The organism is Variovorax pasteuri (genome assembly GCF_051216435.1).
Lineage (GTDB): Bacteria > Pseudomonadota > Gammaproteobacteria > Burkholderiales > Burkholderiaceae_C > Variovorax.
Genome location: NZ_JBPJZS010000005.1, coordinates 263,941 through 281,727 on the forward strand (window position 1 = coordinate 263,941; position 17,787 = coordinate 281,727).

General features: G+C 65.7%; 15 protein-coding genes and 1 pseudogene. 11 read left to right on the plus strand and 5 right to left on the minus strand.

Features of this window, described 5'->3' with window-relative positions; all coding sequences use genetic code 11:
• Window positions 1-4: 4 nt before the first annotated feature.
• The 4 genes from ACSFBM_RS20225 to ACSFBM_RS20240 form a co-directional block, all read right to left on the minus strand.
• Window positions 5-961, minus strand: coding sequence for an ABC transporter permease (locus ACSFBM_RS20225; RefSeq protein WP_435485975.1), 957 nt, complete (start codon window positions 959-961; stop codon window positions 5-7).
• 34 nt (window positions 962-995) lie between these two features.
• The gene (locus ACSFBM_RS20230; protein WP_435485976.1) at window positions 996-2,618 is read right to left on the minus strand and encodes an ABC transporter substrate-binding protein; all 1,623 of its coding nucleotides are present in this window, start codon (window positions 2,616-2,618) and stop codon (window positions 996-998) included.
• A 92-nt stretch (window positions 2,619-2,710) separates the two neighbouring features.
• On the minus strand, window positions 2,711-4,003 hold the full coding sequence (locus tag ACSFBM_RS20235; RefSeq protein ID WP_435485977.1) for an NAD(P)/FAD-dependent oxidoreductase: 1,293 nt from the start codon (window positions 4,001-4,003) through the stop codon (window positions 2,711-2,713).
• Between the two features lie 31 nt (window positions 4,004-4,034).
• Complete coding sequence (locus ACSFBM_RS20240) at window positions 4,035-4,700, minus strand: haloacid dehalogenase type II (RefSeq protein WP_435485978.1); 666 nt, start codon at window positions 4,698-4,700, stop codon at window positions 4,035-4,037.
• A 504-nt stretch (window positions 4,701-5,204) separates the two neighbouring features.
• Here ACSFBM_RS20240 and ACSFBM_RS20245 point away from each other — a divergent pair.
• The 9 genes and pseudogenes from ACSFBM_RS20245 to ACSFBM_RS20285 form a co-directional block, all read left to right on the plus strand.
• Window positions 5,205-6,083: a GNAT family N-acetyltransferase gene (locus ACSFBM_RS20245; RefSeq protein ID WP_435485979.1), complete on the plus strand. Its 879-nt coding sequence runs from the start codon at window positions 5,205-5,207 to the stop codon at window positions 6,081-6,083.
• An 11-nt stretch (window positions 6,084-6,094) separates the two neighbouring features.
• Window positions 6,095-7,030 carry a 2-hydroxyacid dehydrogenase gene (locus ACSFBM_RS20250; protein WP_435485980.1) on the plus strand — a complete coding sequence of 312 codons (936 nt, stop codon included), beginning with the start codon at window positions 6,095-6,097 and terminating at the stop codon, window positions 7,028-7,030.
• A 151-nt stretch (window positions 7,031-7,181) separates the two neighbouring features.
• Window positions 7,182-8,585 (plus strand): aspartate aminotransferase family protein, encoded by a 1,404-nt coding sequence (locus tag ACSFBM_RS20255; protein ID WP_435485981.1) that lies wholly within the window; start codon window positions 7,182-7,184, stop codon window positions 8,583-8,585.
• 91 nt (window positions 8,586-8,676) lie between these two features.
• Entirely contained in the window at window positions 8,677-9,171 is a 495-nt protein-coding gene (locus ACSFBM_RS20260; protein ID WP_176659645.1) for an Lrp/AsnC family transcriptional regulator, read from the plus strand.
• Window positions 9,172-9,727: 556 nt separating this feature from the next.
• Window positions 9,728-10,393 (plus strand): haloacid dehalogenase type II, encoded by a 666-nt coding sequence (locus tag ACSFBM_RS20265; protein ID WP_435486152.1) that lies wholly within the window; start codon window positions 9,728-9,730, stop codon window positions 10,391-10,393.
• Window positions 10,394-10,431: 38 nt separating this feature from the next.
• Complete coding sequence (locus tag ACSFBM_RS20270; protein ID WP_435485982.1) at window positions 10,432-11,496, plus strand: phosphotransferase; 1,065 nt, start codon at window positions 10,432-10,434, stop codon at window positions 11,494-11,496.
• Window positions 11,493-12,851 carry an aspartate aminotransferase family protein gene (locus tag ACSFBM_RS20275; protein WP_435485983.1) on the plus strand — a complete coding sequence of 453 codons (1,359 nt, stop codon included), beginning with the start codon at window positions 11,493-11,495 and terminating at the stop codon, window positions 12,849-12,851. Before ACSFBM_RS20270 ends, ACSFBM_RS20275 begins: the two co-directional genes overlap by 4 nt.
• 15 nt (window positions 12,852-12,866) lie before the next feature.
• A complete protein-coding gene (locus ACSFBM_RS20280; protein WP_435485984.1) occupies window positions 12,867-13,367 on the plus strand; it encodes an Lrp/AsnC family transcriptional regulator in 501 nt (166 codons plus the stop codon).
• 32 nt (window positions 13,368-13,399) lie between these two features.
• A pseudogene (locus ACSFBM_RS20285) lies at window positions 13,400-13,852 on the plus strand (IS3 family transposase); the annotation flags it as partial.
• A 44-nt stretch (window positions 13,853-13,896) separates the two neighbouring features.
• Here the strand turns inward: ACSFBM_RS20285 and ACSFBM_RS20290 are convergent.
• The gene (locus tag ACSFBM_RS20290; protein WP_435485985.1) at window positions 13,897-15,531 is read right to left on the minus strand and encodes an SMI1/KNR4 family protein; all 1,635 of its coding nucleotides are present in this window, start codon (window positions 15,529-15,531) and stop codon (window positions 13,897-13,899) included.
• 791 nt (window positions 15,532-16,322) lie between these two features.
• On the opposite strand from ACSFBM_RS20290, the gene ACSFBM_RS20295 reads away from it, so the two are divergent.
• Together ACSFBM_RS20295 and ACSFBM_RS20300 are read left to right on the plus strand one after the other, a co-directional pair.
• The gene (locus tag ACSFBM_RS20295; RefSeq protein WP_435485986.1) at window positions 16,323-16,766 is read left to right on the plus strand and encodes a hypothetical protein; all 444 of its coding nucleotides are present in this window, start codon (window positions 16,323-16,325) and stop codon (window positions 16,764-16,766) included.
• Window positions 16,763-17,656: an alpha/beta hydrolase family protein gene (locus ACSFBM_RS20300; RefSeq protein WP_435485987.1), complete on the plus strand. Its 894-nt coding sequence runs from the start codon at window positions 16,763-16,765 to the stop codon at window positions 17,654-17,656. Before ACSFBM_RS20295 ends, ACSFBM_RS20300 begins: the two co-directional genes overlap by 4 nt.
• Window positions 17,657-17,787: the final 131 nt, after the last annotated feature.

Genomic DNA, 17,787 nt, shown 5'->3' on the forward strand with positions numbered 1-17,787 from the left:
TCCTTCAGCGGTGCCGCAGCCGCGGGTTGGCGAGGATGCCGAAGATGTCGGCCGTCGTCACCAGGATCAGGTACGCGCAGCAGAAGATCATGGCGCAGGTCTGCACCAGCGGCATGTCGCGCTGCGACACGCCGTCGACCATCAGCTTGGCGATGCCCGGGTAGTTGAAGATGGTCTCCACGATGATCACGCCGCCCAGCAGGTACGACAGGCTCAGCGCCACCGCGTTGGCGATCGGCCCCACCGCATTGGGCAGCGCATGCGCGAGCACCATGCGCATCGGCGAGGCGCCCTTGAGCCGCACCATCTCGATGTAGGGCGCCTCCAGCTGGTCGATGACTGCGGCGCGCGTCATGCGCATCATCTGCGCGACGATCACGCAGCACAGCACGAGCACCGGCATGGCGAAGGCGCGCAGCATCTGGCCCAGCGAATCGATGTCGCTCACGAAGGAAAGCGCTGGCAGCCACCGCAGCTTCACCGCGAACACCAGCACCGCCAGTGTCGCGACCAGGAACTCCGGCACCGACACCACGCCCACCGCTGTGGTCGATGCCACGCGGTCGAACCACGAGCCGCGCCACACGGCCGAGGCGATGCCCAGTGTGAGCGCGATCGGCACCGAGAACAGCGCGGTGACGGCGGCCAGCAGCAGCGAGTTCGGCAGCCGGCTGGCAACCAGCTCGGCCACCGGCATCTGGGTGGTGGCAGAACGGCCCGGGTCGCCCTTCAACATGCCGAACAACCACTTCGCGTAGCGCTCGGGCGCGGGCACGTCCAGGCCCATCTGCGCGCGCAAGGCGGCCACAGCTTCGGGCGTGGCGTCCTGGCCGAGCTGCTCCTGCGCAGCATCTCCGGGCAGCACCGCGGTGATCGAGAAAACGACCACCGACACCGCCAGCAGCGACAGCAGCGCGAGTGCGATGCGCTGGCCGAGCAGCTTGAGGATCACGCGGTTCATGGCGAACATCCTGCAGAGCGATGGCCCATGCGCGTCATGCTTCGAGCCATACGTTCTCGGCGAAGTTGTAGCCCATGAGCCCGCCCAGCGGGATGGGCGACAGCCCCTTGAGCTTGGAAGTGTGGCCGTCGATGCTCGCGAGGAACAGCGGAATGCCGATGCCCGCGTCCTGGTGGATCATGGTCTGCATGTCGGCATACATCTGCTTGCGCTTGGCCAGGTCGGTCTCGGCGCGCGAGGCGAGCAGCAGCTGGTCGAACTTGTCGCTCTTCCAGCGCGACTCGTTCCACGCCGCACCCGACTGGAAGAACTGCGTGAGCAGCACGTCAGCGCTCGGGCGCGGGTTGACGTTGCCGAATCCGACTTGGCTGTTGAGCCAGTGGTTCGACCAGTAGCCGTCGGCCGGCATGCGCTTGATGTCGAGTTCCAGGCCCGCGCGCTGCGCGGTCTGCTGCAGCAGCAGGGACATCTCCACGGAGTACATCGCGGCGGGAGAAGCCACGATAGGCACCTTGCCCGTGACGCCGGACTTCTGCAGGTGGAACTTCGCCTTGTCCAGGTCGAAGGGGCGCTGCGGCAGTCCGGCGAAGTGGAAGCGGTTGGTCGGGTCGATGGGCTGGTCGTTGCCGACCACCGCGTAGTCGAGCGCAATGGTCTTTTTCATCTGCTCGCGGTCGAACAGGTGCTTCATGCCGAGCACGAAGTCGGGGTTGGCGCCGGGGCCTGCGTCCTTGCGCATCACCAGGTCGGAGTACTGACCGGACTGGGTGACGAAGATGCCGAAGCCGGGCGTGCCCTTCACGCGTTCCACCGAGCGCGGATTGACCGAAGCCACCAGGTCCAGACCACCCGACAGCAGCGCGTTGACGCGCGCGCTCTCGTCGCCGATGCCCACGAACTCGATCTCGTCCAGGTAGGGCTTGCCCGGCTTCCAGTAGGCGTCGTTGCGCACCACCACCGAGCGGATGCCGGGCTTGAACTCCTTGAGCTTGTAGGGCCCGGTGCCGATGCCGGCGTTGAAGTCGGTGGTTCCGTCCTTGACGATCTGGAAGTGGGAGGTGCCCAGGATCACCGGCAGATCGGCGTTCGGCGCGCTGAGCACGAAGGTCACTTCAGAGGGGCCGCTGGCCTTGACGCTCTCGATCTGGTCGGCAAGCACCTTGGCCTTGGAGGCCGTGGCTGCTTCCTTGTGGCGCATCACCGAGAACACCACGTCGGCCGGCGCGAGCGCCTTGCCGTCGTGGAAGGTCACGCCCTTGCGCAGCGTGAAGACCCAGGTCTTGGCGTCCTTGGTGGTGAACGATTCGGCCAGCGCGGGCTGCGGCGTGAGGCTGCCGTCCAGCGAGGTCAGGCCGTTGTAGACCATGTTGCAGCGCGAGTAGTCGGTCTGGTTCGACTGCTTGGCCGGATCGAGCGTGTCGGTCGCGGCAGCGGTCGCGCCGGCCACCCGGATGCGGCCGCCGCGCCGTGGCGTCTGCGCATGGGCGGTCACCGCCATGCCGGCCAGGCTGCCGGCCAGCGTGGCCTGCATGCCGCCGGCCATCAGCATCGACAGGATGTCGCGCCGCGAGGCGCCGCGTTTCAGCGAATCCATCACGCGAAGGCTTTCGCCGGGACCGACGAGGTTTTCGAACCTCTTGTTGCTGTTGTCGCTCATGGTGGGGTACTCCTGTGGGACCGGTGACTGAGGGTTGAAAAACAAACAAACACGGAACGAAAAATCGGCGGACTCGTGGGGGCGCTCAGCTCTCAGGCCAGCTTGTCCTTGAGCGAGTAGTAGAGCCCCACCGCCGGCAGGAACCACGGCGCGCCGAAGTGGCCGGGAATGGCGGGCCAGGCGCGGTCTTGCCAGGGGTTGGCGTCGGCATCGCCGTTCATCACGGCGGCCATGCGCTCGCCCATGTGAACCGACATCTGCGTGCCGTGGCCGCTGTAGCCCATGGCGTAGTAGAGACCGTCGCGCTCGCCGGCATGGGGCAGGCGATCCTGCGTCATGTCGACGAGGCCGCCCCAGCAGTAGTCCAGGCGCACGGCGCCCAGTTGCGGGAAGGTCTCGGCCAGCCCTGCACGCAGGATCTCGCCGCTCGCCGCATCCGACTGCGGGCTGGAAATGGCGAAGCGCGCCCGCCCGCCGAACACCAGCCGGTGATCGGCCGTGAGCCGGAAGTAGTGATGGATGTTCGCCACCGTCGTATAGGTGCGCCGCGCCGCCAGCAGCGCCTGCGCACGCTCTGCGCCGAGCGGCTCGGTCACGACGATGAAGCTGCCGATCGGCACGATGCGCCGGCGCAGCCAGCCGAAGCTGCCGTAGCCGCCATGCCGCGTGGCGCCGGTCGCCAGCAGCACCTGCTGCGCGGTGACGGGACCGCGCGCGGTGTGCAACCGGTGCGTGTGGCCCTGGCCCAGGCGCTCGATGCGTTCCACGGCCGTGCCGGTGTGTATCTGTGCGCCATGGCGCTGCGCGGCCGTGGCCAGGCCGTGGGCGAAGCGGCCCATGTGCATCTGGCCGCTGCGCTTGTAGAGCAGCCCGCCATGGAAGCGCTCGCTCTGCACCTCGCCGCGCACCCGCGCCGCATCGAGGATCTCGACCTCGGTGTCCACGCCGTCGTCGATCAGCCGCTGCGCGCTGCGTTCGAGCGCGCCCATCTGGTTCGCACGCGTGGCGAGCTTGAGCTTGCCGTGGCGCATGAAGTCGCAGTCGATGGCTTCCTCGCGCACCAGCCGCGCCACGCTGTCCACCGCGGCGTCGTAGGCGTGGTACCAGGCGCGGGCTTTTGCGATGCCGACCTTGGCCGCCACGTCGGCGTAGTCCACGGCCAGCCCGTTGTTGACGTGCCCGCCGTTGCGCCCCGACGCCTCGGCCGCCACGCGCGTGCCGGCCTCCAGCACCGCGACGCGGGCGCCGCGCCGTGCGAAGGCCAGCGCGGCCGAAAGGCCGGTGAAGCCGCCGCCGACGACGGCCACGTCGACCTGCCCCGGCAGTGCATGCACCGCAGGCGAGAAGGCCGGCGCTGAATCGGTCCAGTAGGAGTCGAGCTTCATGGCGTGGTGCGGGTGAATGGGCTGCGGGAGATCAGAGGCCGACAACGCCGGGCAATCCGCCGATGTCCTGGATTTCGGTATAGCGGTAGCCCGGGTTGCCCGGGCCGTGGCCGCGATTGACGAACACCTTGTTGACGATGCCGATGTCGTCCGCCGACATCAGGTCGTAGCGCAGGCTGGACGACACATGCAGCACGTCTTCCGGGTTGCAGCCCAGCGAGTCGAGCATGTATTCGAAGGCCTGCAGGCGCGGCTTGTAGGCCTGGGCCTGCTGGGCGGTGTAGACGCGGTGGAAGGGCGCGCCGAGCATGGCCACGTTCTTCTGGATCTGGTCGTCCGAGGCGTTCGACAGGATCACCAGCGGGATTTCCTTGGCGACCTTGGCAAGGCCCGCCGCCACGTCGTCGTGCGGGGTCCAGGTGGGCACCGCGTCGTAGATCTTCTGCGCGTCCAGGTCGAAGTACTGGATCTTCCATTTCTTGCAAAGGCGCCGCACCGCGTTCTTCAACACCACCTCGTAGGGCTTCCAGTCGCCCAGGACCTCGTCGAAGCGGTAGGCGGTGAAGTCGGCATGGAACTCGGCCATGCGCTCGGCCGGAATTCGGTCGGCGAACAGGTCGGCGGCCATCTCCTTCATGCGGAACCGGGTGAGGGTGCCGTAGCAGTCGAAGGTCACGTACTTGGGACGGAAAGTCATGGTCTCGAATCCTTTTTCAAAGATGGCAAATAGAGGGGAACTGCGACAAGCTCATTACGAAGTGATTGCAGCACGCAGTCGCTTTTGGGATGTAGGGAAAAACGGTGTTGCCCGAACCGAAGCTGCGGTTTGCGGGGGCGGCGACAGCATGCCGTGCGGTCTGCCCTTTCGGCGTGCGGCCATGCACCTCGGTGCGTCGCGGCGAAGTCGATGGGCACGTTTTTGGGCCGGCAATCGGCTGGATGTGTCGTGGATCGAAGACTTGCATGGCAAGGGTGGGTGAAGAAGGGCGGTGGGGTTTGGCGATGGGCCGATCGATGCTAGGCAGATCGACGCGGCATTTGTGTGCGTATGCGGGCTCGCCACAGCAGCAAATTGCAAGACCTGGGTGCGTGGCAGGCGAAGCTTGCGAGTTGCGGCGAAGGGCCGATTCGGTCTGGTGCAGCGCCGCAATGTCGTCCAAGATGGACGTGCCATTCCCGCCGCAACAAGAGAGATTTCCCGATGCCCGAACCCGCTGCGAACGCACCCGCCATGGACGGCGTGGTGCTCAGACCGATGACCTCCGCCGACCTGCCGCACGCCCATGCGCTGTCCGCCGAACTGCGCTGGCCGCACCGATTGGCCGACTGGGAGCAGGTGTTCGCGCACGCCGAAGGCACCGTGGTCGAGCGCGACGGCGAGATCATCGCCACCGCCCTGCGCTGGCGCTGGGGCGAGCGCCACGCCACCATCGGCCTGGTGATCGTCACGCCCGCATGCCAGGGCCGCCGCATCGGGCATCGGCTCATGACTGCGTTGCTCGAAGGGATGGAAGACCGCACCGTGCTGCTGCACGCCACGTCGGAAGGGCGGGGCCTGTACGAGCGGCTCGGTTTCGTGCGCACCGGTGAAGTCCGGCAGCACCAGGGCATTGCGCAGCCCGCACCGCTGATCGCGCTGCAGCGCGGCTGGCGCCTGCGGCCTGCGGGCCTGAACGAACTGCCCGCGCTGCAGGCGCTCGATGCCGCGGCGCGCGGCATGCCACGCGAGCCGCTCGTCGATGCGCTGCTGCAAAGCGCCGATGCCTGCGTGGTGCTCGACCACGACAACACGCCCAAGGGTTTTGCCATGCTTCGCCGCTTCGGCCGGGGCCATTGCATCGGGCCGGTGGTGGCGCCCGATGCCGAGGGCGCGAAGGCGCTGATCGCGCACCTCGCCGGCATGAATGCAGGCAATTTCACGCGCATCGATGTCGACTTCGACAGCGGCCTGGCCGAATGGCTCGAGAGCATCGGCCTGCTGCGCGTGGATGCGCCCACGACGATGGTGCGTGGTGCGCCGCTGGCCCGGCCTGCGGATGCACCGGCGCTGTTCGCCCTCGTGACCCAGGCCATGGGCTGAAGGAGCCGTTCGTGGGAGCCTTCACCTTTCTCTACAAGTCCGATCCGGTGCGCGGTCGCCAGTGGGCCGAAGTGTTCGGCCGCCGCCGGCCAGACATCGACTTTCGCATCTGGCCCGAGATCGGCGACGCGGCACAGGTGCGCTTTCTCGCGGCCTGGGAGCCGCCGCACGACCTGGCCGCGCGCTTTCCGAATCTGGAGGTGCTGTTCTCGTCCGGTGCGGGCGTCGACCAGTTCGATTTCGCCGCATTGCCGGCGGCACTGCCGGTGGTCCGCATGATCGAGCCCGGCATCGTGCGCGGCATGGTCGAGTACGTGACGCACGCGGTGCTCGGCCTGCATCGCGACATGCCGCAGTACCGGCGCCAGCAGCAGGAAGGCCAGTGGCTGCCGCTGCCGGTGCGGCCCGCGGGCGAGCGGCGCGTGGGTGTGCTGGGGCTGGGTTCGCTCGGCCAGGCGGTGCTCCAGGCGCTGGTCCCGCTGGGTTTCGACTGCGCGGGATGGAGCCGCTCGCGGCATGCGATCGATGGCGTGCAGTGCCATGCGGGGGCCGATGAACTGCCGGCATTCCTTGCGCGCACCGACATCCTCGTGTGCCTGCTGCCGCTGACCGATGCGACGCGCGGCATCCTCGATGCGACGCTCTTCTCGATGCTCCCCCGGGGTGCGGGCCTGGTGCACGTGGGCCGCGGCCCACAGCTGGTCGATGCCAACCTGCTGGCCGCGCTCGCCGACGGGCAGATCGGCGATGCGGTGCTCGACGTGACCGACCCGGAGCCGCTGCCGCCCTCGCATGCCTTCTGGCGCCATCCGCGCGTGCAGCTCACGCCGCACATCGCGAGCATGACGCAGCCATCGAGCGCCGCGCACGTGGTGCTCGACAATCTCGCGCGCTTCGAGGCCGGCGAGCCGATGCTCGGCCGCGTCGACCGCACGCGCGGCTACTGAAAAAAAAGGCCCGCCGCACGATCTGCTGCGCGCGGCGCACACAACCGCAGCCTGCTTCGTGCGGCACCCCCAATGCAGCACCACGTCGTGCGGTGCGGCGCCTAAGCTGAAGGCATTCAAAGCTCCTTCGCGTTTGCACCCCCCACACCCCATGACGCACCCTTCCGCATTGCCCCACCAAGCCGCGCTCGACGCGATCGACCGCGCGCACCTGATCCACCCCGTCTCGCCCTGGCGCGTGCACGAGCAGCGCGGCCCCACCGTGCTGGCCTCGGGCCGCGGCGCCTGGCTGACCGACGGCAACGGCCATGAATTGCTCGATGCCTTCGCGGGCCTGTGGTGCGTGAACGTCGGCTACGGGCAGGAGAGCGTGGTGCAGGCCGCAGCCGAGCAGATGCGCCGGCTGCCGTACGCGACCGGCTATTTCCACTTCAGCAGCGAGCCGGCCATCCGGCTTGCAGAGAAGCTGGTGCAGATCACGCCCGCGTCGCTGACCCGCGTGTACCTCACGCTGGGCGGCTCCGAGGCGGTGGATGCCGCGGTGCGCTTCATCGTGCAGTACCACAACGCGACCGGCCGGCCTTCGAAGAAGCAGTTCATTTCGCTGGAGCGCGGCTACCACGGTTCGTCGTCCACCGGCGCGGGCCTCACCGCGCTGCCGGCCTTTCACCGCGGCTTCGACCTGCCGCTGCCGACGCAGCACTACATCGAATCGCCCTACGCCTACCGCCATGCCGCGGGCGGCGATCCCGAGGCGCTGATCGCTGCGTCGGTTGCGGCCCTGCGCGCCAAGGTGGCGGAGCTCGGCGCGGACAACGTGGCCGCTTTCTTCTGCGAGCCGATCCAGGGTTCGGGCGGCGTCATCGTGCCGCCCAAGGGCTGGCTGAAGGCCATGCGCGAGGCCGCACGCGAGCTCGACATTCTTTTCGTGGTGGACGAGGTCATCACCGGCTTCGGCCGCACCGGCCCGATGTTCGCCTGCGAGGCCGAAGGCGTGGAGCCCGACCTGATGACCATGGCCAAGGGCCTGACCGCCGGGTATGTGCCGATGGGCGCGACCATGATGTCCGAGAAGGTCTACGCCGGCATCGCCGACGGCGCGCCCGAGGGCGCTGCCATCGGCCACGGCGCGACCTATTCGGGGCACCCGGTCGGCGCCGCCGTCGCGCTGGAGGTGCTGCGGCTCTACGAGGAGGGCGGCGTGCTCGCCAACGGCCAGCGCGGCGCGGCGCACTTCGCGGCGGGGCTCGATGCGCTGCGCGTGCATCCGCTGGTGGGCGATGCGCGCCACCGCGGCCTGCTGGGCGCGCTGGAACTGGTGAGCGACAAGGCCGGCAAGCGCCGCTTCGACCCGGCGCTGGGACTGGCCGACCGCATCTTCGCCGCCGGCTACCGCAACGGCCTGGTGTTCCGCTCCTTCGGCGACCACATCCTGGGCTTTGCGCCCGCGCTCACCTTCGCCGAGGACGAGTTCGCACAGCTGTTCGCGCGGCTGAAGAAAACGCTCGACGAGGTGCTCGAGGCGCCCGACGTCCGCGCCGCGCTGGCGAGCTGAGCCGCCGGCGCGCAAACACAGGGGCTGCAAGACCCCGCAAGAGCCATCGGCCGACGCAGAATCGGAACTTCTCTCGCAATCGGGCACCGCCATGTCAGAAGCCAACAAGATCGACCGACTCGACCTGCGCATCCTGGCGCAACTGCAGAAGAACGGGCGCATGACCAACGTCGACCTGGCCGATGCGGTCGGGTTGTCGCCCAGCCCCTGCCTGATCCGCGTGAAGCGGCTGGAGCAGGCCGGCTACATCGCCGGCTACGGCGCCCACCTTCGGCTCGAGAAGCTGGGCGACACGCTGACCGTGTTCACCGAGGTCACGCTGCAGGACCACCACCGCGAAGACTTCGTGCGCTTCGAGGCCGCGATCCGCGAGATCGACGAGGTGCTCGAATGCCACCTGGTGAGCGGCGGCTACGACTACCTGCTGCGCTTTCTCACCCGCGGCGTGAACCACTACCAGGAAGTGATCGAGGGGCTGCTCGAACGCAATATCGGCATCTCGAAGTACTTCAGCTACATCGTCATCAAGTCGCCGTTCATCAAGACGCACTGTCCAATCGAACGGCTTTTTCCCCACGAGCGCTGACGGGCGCTCGTCGACGTCTTCGACCCTCCATGCCCGGACCCAGGCCTCGCCCGCAATCCGTCTGCACGCTTCACGCGGCTTGCGGAAACCGACTGCCCTGCATTTGACCCTGCTCATCGCTGGCGAAGCGCCCCCTACGCTGGCCCGCGACGGGCTGCGTACCGGTTTCTTCCTGATAGGCACCTGCCAGGACTGCTGCGGGTGTACGCCCTCAGGCGATCAAGCATTGACCGAACTGTGCCGCCGCATAACACCGGCGCCGGGAACACAGGTCGTGTGCTGCCTTCTCGAGCGGCTTGCGCCGCCGCTGGGGAGTGAGGTCGTGCCCCGTGAGCTCGGCCGTTGCGCCGAAGCAGGTGCGCCGGTTCCATTTGTGCAAGGAAGACTTCGACACGCAACTGCGCGCCAAGCGCGATCCGCGCCCTGACAGCGCCATCAAAAATGTCGCACCCCCTTCGGATTGACCAAGAAACTGCTCGGGATCCACAGCGATATGGCATCTCCTGCAGAGGGGGCAAACCTAGACTTGTTTCCTCTCAACGCAGCAGGTCTACCGATGATCTTCAAACCCAAATTCATCAGCTTCGATTGCTATGGCACGCTCATCAACTTCGAGATGGGTCCGACGGCAAAGGTCCTGTTCAAGGACCGCGTTCCAGCCGACCGGATGCCGGCGTTCCTGGACAGTTTCAAGGCCTACCGCCTCGATGAGGTGCTGGGCGACTGGAAGCCTTTTTTCGACGTGGTGGAAAACGCCATCCAGCGCACCTGCAAGGCCCACGGCATCGAATGCCTGGCCTCTGATGCCGTCTCCTTGTACGACGCCGTGCCAACCTGGCAGCCGCACCCGAACGTGGTTGAAGTGCTGGAGGCGATCGCGCCACACGTGCCGCTGGTGATCCTGTCGAACTCGATGGTCGACCTCATTCCCCACAGCGTCGCGCACCTCAAGGCGCCTTTCCACGCGGTCTACACCGCCGAGGAAGCGCGCGCCTACAAGCCGCGCATGCAAGCCTTCGAGCACATGTTCGACCGGCTGGGATGCGGGCCCGACCGGATGATGCATGTCTCCTCGAGCTTCCGGTACGACCTGATGACGGCGTCCGATCTCGGCTTCATGGCCAAGGCCTTCATCGACCGGGGCCACGAGCCCACGTCGACCGAATACGGCGTGAACCGCCTGACAGACGTTCGCCAGCTCCCCGCACTGCTCGGACTCTGATGGCCAGCCTCGACTCCTCCCCTGGCCGCCAGGGAGCGATGCCTGAAGGACGCCCGGACGAGTCCTCCGAACTGGGCACCGCCGTGCCCAACCTGGCGCCGGCTGAGGTGCAGGCGCTGGTGGCGCATCTGTACGGCATGGAGGTGGGCGTGAAGGCACTGGCCGGCGAGCGCGACCAGAACTGCGCGCTGGAATCCGCGGACGGCGTGCGCTACGTGTTCAAGATCAGCAACCCGTCGGAGCCGGTGTCGCTGGTCGACTTCCAGATCGCCGCCATCGAGCACATCGCACGCACCTCGCCCAGCCAACCGGTCCCCCGCGTCGTGCGAATGCTGGACGGGCGTGCGCGCGGCACCGTGGCGCTCGCCGACGGCACCCCGACCACCGTGCGCATGCTCACCTACCTGGAGGGCGTCCAGATCCGGGAGACGCCGCGCACCGCCGCCCAGCGCATTGCGATGGGCAGAGGCCTGGCCGAACTGAACCTTGCCCTGCGGGACTTCACACATCCCGCGGCCACGCACGACCTGCTGTGGAACGTGTCGGCAGCGCACCGGCTGACCGTGCAGCTCGACAGCCTGGTCGAAGGGCCGCGTCGTGCGCTGGCGCGGTCGTTCATGGCGCGCTTCACCGCGCATGTGCTGCCCCGCCTTGCATCGCTGCGGGCGCAGGTGATCCACAACGACTACCACCTCTACAACGTGCTGGTCGCGCCCGACGACCCGGCGCGCATCACCGGCATCATCGATTTCGGCGACATGCTGCATGCGCCGCTGGTGGGCGAAGTGGCGACGGCCGCCGCCTTCCACATGAGCGGCAGCGCCGATCCGTTCGAAGGACCGGCGCAATTCGTCGGCGCTTACCAGGCGGTACTGCCGCTGACCGCGCCGGAGCAGGACGTCGTTGCCGACCTGATGGCGACGCGCCATCTCATTACCGCGTTGATCTCGGAGTGGCGCGCCCTGCGCTACCCCGAAAACCGCGCCTACATCCTGCGGCATAACCCCGCGGCCTGGGAGGGGCTGTCGCAGATGGCAGACCTCTCCCGCCAGGAAGCGCGCGACCGCTTGCTGACACCCACACGAACCGGAACCTCTTCATGAAAACCACCGCCGACTTCAACATGGTCAACGCCTACATTCCCGGCCGCGCCAACGTCGGGCCCACCACCGAGGCGATGATCGAGCGGCGCAATGCGCTGCTCGGCCCGGCCTACCGGCTGATGTACGAACACCCGCTGCACATCGTGCGCGGCGACGGCGTCTGGCTGATGGACCCGGAAGGCCGCCGCTACCTCGACGTCTACAACAACGTCACGTCGCTCGGCCACTGCCACCCCGCGGTGACCGAGGCGATCTGCCGCCAGGTGCAGACGCTCGCGACCAACACGCGGTACCTGCACGACACCATCCTCGAGCTGGCCGAACGGCTGATCGCGAGCGTGCCCGGAACGGACCTGGCCCACCTGATGCTCACCTGCACCGGCAGCGAGGCCAACGACCTGGCCTACCGCATTGCCAAGGTGCGCACGGGCGGCACGGGTGTGATCGTGACCGACACGGCCTACCACGGCATCACCGACACGGTGTCGCAGTTCTCGCCATCGCTCGGCGTGACGGTCGACCTCGGTGCGCACGTTCGGCTGGTCCCCGCGCCGCGCCTGTACCACGCCGAAGGCGCCGACCTTGGAGAGCGCTTCACGCGCGATGTGGAAGCCGCGATCGCCGACCTGCAGCGGCACGGCATCAAGCCGGCGGCCCTGATCGTCGATTCGCTTTTCACCAGCGACGGCATCCTGCCCGAGCCTGTGGGGTTCCTGAAGGGAGCGGTCGAGGCGATCAAGCGCGCCGGCGGCCTCTTCATTGCCGACGAGGTGCAGCCCGGCTTCGGCCGCACCGGCGAGCACATGTGGGGTTTCCAGCGCCATGGGCTGGTTCCGGACATCGCCACCCTCGGCAAGCCGATGGGCAACGGCCAGCCGATCGCGGGTCTGCTTGCGACCGCCGACGCGTTGGCGGAATTCGGCAAGCACTCGCGCTACTTCAACACCTTCGCCGGCAACACCGTCTCATGCGCAGCGGCGTTGGCGGTGCTGGAGACCGTCGAACGGGATCGGCTCATGCCGCATGCCGAGCAGGTCGGCAAGTTGCTGCGCGATGGCATCGCCGGGCTCGCCGCAAGGCACGAGGCCATCGGCGACGTGCGCGGCGCGGGGCTCTTCGTGGGCGTCGAGCTCGTATCGGACCGCGCGACACGCGCGCCGGATCGCGGCCTGACCAGCCGGGTGGTCAACCTGATGCGCGACAAGGGTGTGCTGCTCAGCGCCTGCGCCCAGGGGCACAACGTGCTCAAGATCCGCCCGCCATTGGTGCTGTCGGCGGAGCAGGCCGGCATGGTGATCGAAGCGCTCGACGCATCGCTCGCCGAGGCGCAGCGCACGCCGCAAGCGTCGGCTTGAACGTACGATGGCGCGATGAGATCCGCAGTTTCCTTCGACCGGTTCGACCTCAAGATCCTTGTGCATCTTCAGCGTGAGGGGCGCTGCTCGAACGTCGATCTGGCCGAGTCGGTGGGCCTGAGCCCCAGCCCGTGCCTGCTGCGCACCAAGCGGCTGCAGGAGACCGGGCTGATCCGCGGCTACGGCGCCGACATCGCGCTGGAAAAGCTGGGTGACCACGTCATCGTGTTCTCGGAGGTCACCATCGGCAGTCACCGCCCGCACGATTTCCGCAAGTTCGAGGAAGCCGCCGCGAAGTACGAGGAGATCGTCGAGTGCTACAACGTCAGCGGCGGCTACGACTACCTGCTGAAGATCGTGGCGCCGGGCATCGGCTACTTTCAGGCGGTGATGGACAAGATGCTGGAAGAAGACATCGGCATCGAACGCTTCGCCAGCCGGATCGTGCTTCGCCATTCGCTCGGACGCCGCGGGTATCCGCTGGGCATCATTGCGGCGCAAAAGCGGTGGGAGTGAGGGGTGTGCGCCTCGCGGCTCGAAGGCATCGACTGGCGATGGCACGAAGCTCGTACTTCTACCATCAAGCCCGTGTGAAGGTAGCAGACAAGTACCTCGCTGTGCGCTGCAACATCGCCGACATCTGCGAGATGAACCAGCGCTGCTATGGCGACCGCAGGCTTCAGGCTTCTCTGGCAAGGCAGTGCGTCACCATCTCTGAGAAGGTCGTGCAGCGGTTGATGAAACAAGAGAGCTTGGTCGTTGCCAGACCGAAGCGGCGCAGGTATGGCTCATACCTGGGAGAGATCAGTCCGGCGCCAGACAACCTTCTCAACCGAGACTTCCGGGCTGCAGTGCCCAACGAGAAGTGGCTCACTGACATCGCGGAGTTCCAGATCCCAGCTGGCAAGGTGTATCTGTCTCCGGTGATCGACTGCTTCGACGGCATGGTCGTCAGCTGGTCGCTCGGTACGCGCCCGGACGCTGAACTCGTCAGCACGATGCCCCCGTACATGGTCACCCTTGACGCGCCAGCACTGAGCAGCGATCACAGCGGCGACGGCAACAACGGCGACCGCTCGAACTTGCGTAGTTTCTCGATGAACGCATTAATGTTTTCGAAGACGTGTGCATTGTCGAGGCCGGAGGCGCCGAAATTGTCAACCACCAAGAGCGACGGATCACCCTTCCGACGAAAGTCCAGCAGTACCAGCGCATCGCGTTTGGCATTCAACACGACAAGCTTGTCTGCTTCTGCAATCGACTCGTGCCACGGCGTTTCTCCAGGCGCAAAGTCGATACGCCGGGAAATCTCGGCCAGCGTCACGGCATATTCCAGCGGCGCCAGTTCCTCGAACGGCTGGAGTTCATTGTCGGGGCCGTCATCCAAAAACCGGTAGGCAACATCGCCGCCGTTCCTGGCCCGCCACAACTCCTTGATCGCTTCAGGCAGCTTGGCGCCAATCCGTGCTTCCGTCTCTTCGATCAATGTTTCGTCGGCCATGGCCTTCGGCTCCCAGCCATCGTCTCTCCCCTTCGCCATGTTGACAAAAGGATGGTGGCCATTGCCCCAGAACGCGGCCGCGCGACCCTCCCTGGGCAAGCCTCCCAGCGGCTTGCTGCGAAAGAGTTCACGATGGAAGGGACGGGGCGTCTCTTCTTTCGGCCGTCGCAACGCCAGGAAGAAATCATCGAAGCGCTCGAACGAGATGTCGGCGAGATCGCCATTTCTTTCGAAGTCGACGATTGAGACCTGCGGTTCGCCTGGCCGGGAATAGTCGAGCAGCGTCATGTCGCCATAGCGCGCCTGCAGCACCAGCAGTTTGTCCGCATGGGCGGGCATGTCATCCGGATCGTCGGTGAAGTCTTCGTAATGGGCGCGCACCGTGCGGAGCTTTGTCAATGGACTGAGGCTCGAATAGTCGATGCTGAAGGCGCCACGCCAGTCGTCATAGACGGGTCCCGGGTCTGTCTTCAGCGGCACATAGAGTGTTCCCACATAGCCGCCATCCATCATCCGGTAGAGCGCGCGCAAGCTTTCCGGCAGCCGGAAGCCAATCCGCTCTTCCGCTGTGGCGATCTCAGCATCGCTTGCCGCCAGCGCCGGCTTGGCGACACGTTTGCCGCGGCCTTCCAGCGCCTCTCGCAACGGGTCGGGCCGCCAGTATCCAGGTGACTGGAAGAAAGTTTCTGGTGTCAGCGGCCTCGGATCCATGTCGAGCTCCACCTCCTCGGTTGGATACACCGTCTGATCGGCGACAGGTGCCGTCCGAGCATCCTGAAGTCCCATCGCGCTCCCCTCCAGTTTGATGATGGCGAGGGAACAGGCCAAGCCGATCAGAAACATGAGGCCGATGGCAAGAGCGTCTCCCGTACCAAAGGCGACGATCGGTGCGGGTGCGACCAAGCTCGCCAGTCCCCGCCCAATCAAGTAAAAAACATAGCCAAGACCCAGCTGGACAGGCAATGTCGCCAGGACGCCGAGGCCGATGGATTTCGATCCACCGGCGCGCCAAGCCATTTGCCACTGGCGAAACTTGCCCAGTACGTAGAGCAAGGTCAGCGCCGGCGTCGCCAACACGACGATCCAGGGAGAGCGGCCAAGATACCCCGCCACCATCAGCGAAACCACAACCGTCATTGCCGCGACGATGCGCAATGCGCCAGCAACACTACTGCTCATCCGCGCCCCTTTTTGCTTCTTGGATCAAGCCATCCTATCCGCACGGGCCCCCACTGCCCCGAGTCTCACGGTGACCGAAAATTAGAAGGGGGCGCAGCCAAGGAGTGGCTGCGCCCAAGCAAACGTGGGCTCGCCGTAGATCTTTTTAGATCGAAATCAACGCTCGGGGTCGGTGTGAGCCGTGCCGCAAGTTTCAACCTGAGCTGACAAAACGCACGCGGGAGCGCCAGACGAGCACGCTTGCCGCAAGGACTGCAGGGCGGGTTTTCATGCTGCCGACTTGGGCGCCTTGTGAACCCATCCAGCGCATGTTGATTGCCACTAAAAATTGAGCCACTGGGGGTGCGGATAAAAACTTGGACTGGTTTTATGCCGTAAGTCCAAGACTCTCTCGGTGCTCTCGCGCGCGCCTCGTAAAGGCTCAATCCGAATGGGTCGCCGGTTGAGTGAACTGCCTGCACAGGCAAGTCGAATTAAGGCTGCGTTGAAGCTTTGCCGCCAACGCTCGGTTCTGTTCTTGTGGCCCGTGCGCCACGACTGGAAAGATCTGCGCTCAAGGAAGTTCAAACTGAAACCCAGCAGTTGCGCCGCACCAACAGCCGCAACAATGTTGCAAGCCGTCCACAGCACTTTGCATCATTAACTTGAAAACCAAAGTTAATTTTTTTGGCTCTGGTTGACCGGAGGCTGACCATCCAGAAAAAATATTCCCGGCCGCTCATTTACTCCCCTCCTTACGATCAGCTGCAGCAATTTCTATTGCACACAAAGCTCAGGGAGGGCTGGAAACAATGTTCCTTCGCGCATTGATCCTGGCGCGCGCAGACCAGACGGGCGTGAGCAAGCCCGCCGAGCGCGAAAAGATCCTGTTGCAGAGCGCGCCGCTTCTGCGCCGTTTCGGCAAGGACATGGGCTCGGTCCTCGACAAGGGCGTCCTGCAGGTTGTCAAGTTCCGTTATGGCTCGATGCGCATGCAGCCCGCTGACAGGCAGGTCGTGCGCATCGACCGTGCATCGAGGCAGGCCTGGATGTCGTCGTTGTGGCCCATGGGCCTGCGTCTGGTCGAGGCCATTCCGCCGGAGTCCCGGCCCCAGACCCTGTTCACGGCGGATGCCGTTCTGGATACGGAAGAAAAGCTCTGGATATTGGAGATGAACTCGAACCCCACCGTTCATCCGCTCGCCTATCCCGCCATCGTGGCGGGTGCAACGCAATCTCAACAGGGACACCCATGAATTTCCGGAGCAGTTTCTTTCAGCGCGTCGTGCCGGGCATGGCGTTCGCGTTGCTTGCAGTGGTCGCGTTCGCGCCCGCGCCCGCACTGGCCGACATCACCGTGCAGGAAATCAAGATCCCGATGACGGTGAAGGGCATGTTCAGCGATTCGCACATCCAGTTGGCCGCCACCGAGTACAAACCGGAAGGGGAGGGCCCGTTTCCGCTCATGCTGATCAACCACGGGACGCCGCGGTCGCCGGACGACTTTCCGAAATGGAAAAATTATTTCGGCTGGCAGGCGCAGCTCTTTGCGAAGCACGGCTTCTTGGTGATCAATACCTTGCGCCGTGGCTATGGCATCTCTGATGGGCCATGGGCCGAAAACTACTTCAGCTGCGGCAACCCCGACTACATCGGTGCCGGACTCGAAAGCGCCAAGGACATCAACGCCACGCTCGAGTACGCCCGCGCGCAACCGTATGTCGATGCGAAGCACGTGGTGCTGGTCGGGCATTCCTCCGGTGGTTTCGGTGTGCTGGCCTCGTCCAGCCAGAGCCCGCCGGGCGTCGTCGGCACGATCAGCTTCGCCGGCGGACGCGGCTCACGCGGGCCCGACGATGTCTGCTACGACGGCAAGCTGGTTGCGGCCTTCAGCCACTATGCCAGCACCACCCATGTGCCGATGCTGTGGTTCTATTCGGAGAACGATCATTTCTTTGGTCCGGCGCTTGCGAAGCGGCTGGGCGAGGCCTATCAGTCCAAGGGCGTGGACCTCGACCTGGAAATCGTGCCGCCTTATGGCAACGAGGGGCACAGCTTTTTTCAGGGGCGGGGGAATGTCGGCATCTGGGCGCCGACGGTGGATGCGTTTTTCAAGAAGATTGGGTTGCAAGAGCGGGTGCAATAAGGCAGGCCTGCAAGAAGTAAAAGCGAATCGCTGCCGGAACTGCAGGTAGGTTCGTTCAACCTGTTGATTTCGGCGGCGCACCTGTTTTGCCGGCACCCTGTAGCCTGTGTATGCAATACCGGTAAGCCCAG

Coding starts and splice junctions, on each gene's coding strand:
- ACSFBM_RS20300 (WP_435485987.1), top strand. CDS start 16,763: ATGAATTTCCGGAGCAGTTTCTTTCAGCGCGTCGTGCCGGGCATGGCG.
- ACSFBM_RS20290 (WP_435485985.1), bottom strand. CDS start 15,531: ATGAGCAGTAGTGTTGCTGGCGCATTGCGCATCGTCGCGGCAATGACG.
- ACSFBM_RS20260 (WP_176659645.1), top strand. CDS start 8,677: ATGTCAGAAGCCAACAAGATCGACCGACTCGACCTGCGCATCCTGGCG.
- ACSFBM_RS20235 (WP_435485977.1), bottom strand. CDS start 4,003: ATGAAGCTCGACTCCTACTGGACCGATTCAGCGCCGGCCTTCTCGCCT.
- ACSFBM_RS20255 (WP_435485981.1), top strand. CDS start 7,182: ATGACGCACCCTTCCGCATTGCCCCACCAAGCCGCGCTCGACGCGATC.
- ACSFBM_RS20230 (WP_435485976.1), bottom strand. CDS start 2,618: ATGAGCGACAACAGCAACAAGAGGTTCGAAAACCTCGTCGGTCCCGGC.
- ACSFBM_RS20275 (WP_435485983.1), top strand. CDS start 11,493: ATGAAAACCACCGCCGACTTCAACATGGTCAACGCCTACATTCCCGGC.
- ACSFBM_RS20295 (WP_435485986.1), top strand. CDS start 16,323: ATGTTCCTTCGCGCATTGATCCTGGCGCGCGCAGACCAGACGGGCGTG.
- ACSFBM_RS20245 (WP_435485979.1), top strand. CDS start 5,205: ATGCCCGAACCCGCTGCGAACGCACCCGCCATGGACGGCGTGGTGCTC.
- ACSFBM_RS20240 (WP_435485978.1), bottom strand. CDS start 4,700: ATGACTTTCCGTCCCAAGTACGTGACCTTCGACTGCTACGGCACCCTC.
- ACSFBM_RS20265 (WP_435486152.1), top strand. CDS start 9,728: ATGATCTTCAAACCCAAATTCATCAGCTTCGATTGCTATGGCACGCTC.
- ACSFBM_RS20280 (WP_435485984.1), top strand. CDS start 12,867: ATGAGATCCGCAGTTTCCTTCGACCGGTTCGACCTCAAGATCCTTGTG.
- ACSFBM_RS20225 (WP_435485975.1), bottom strand. CDS start 961: ATGAACCGCGTGATCCTCAAGCTGCTCGGCCAGCGCATCGCACTCGCG.
- ACSFBM_RS20270 (WP_435485982.1), top strand. CDS start 10,432: ATGCCTGAAGGACGCCCGGACGAGTCCTCCGAACTGGGCACCGCCGTG.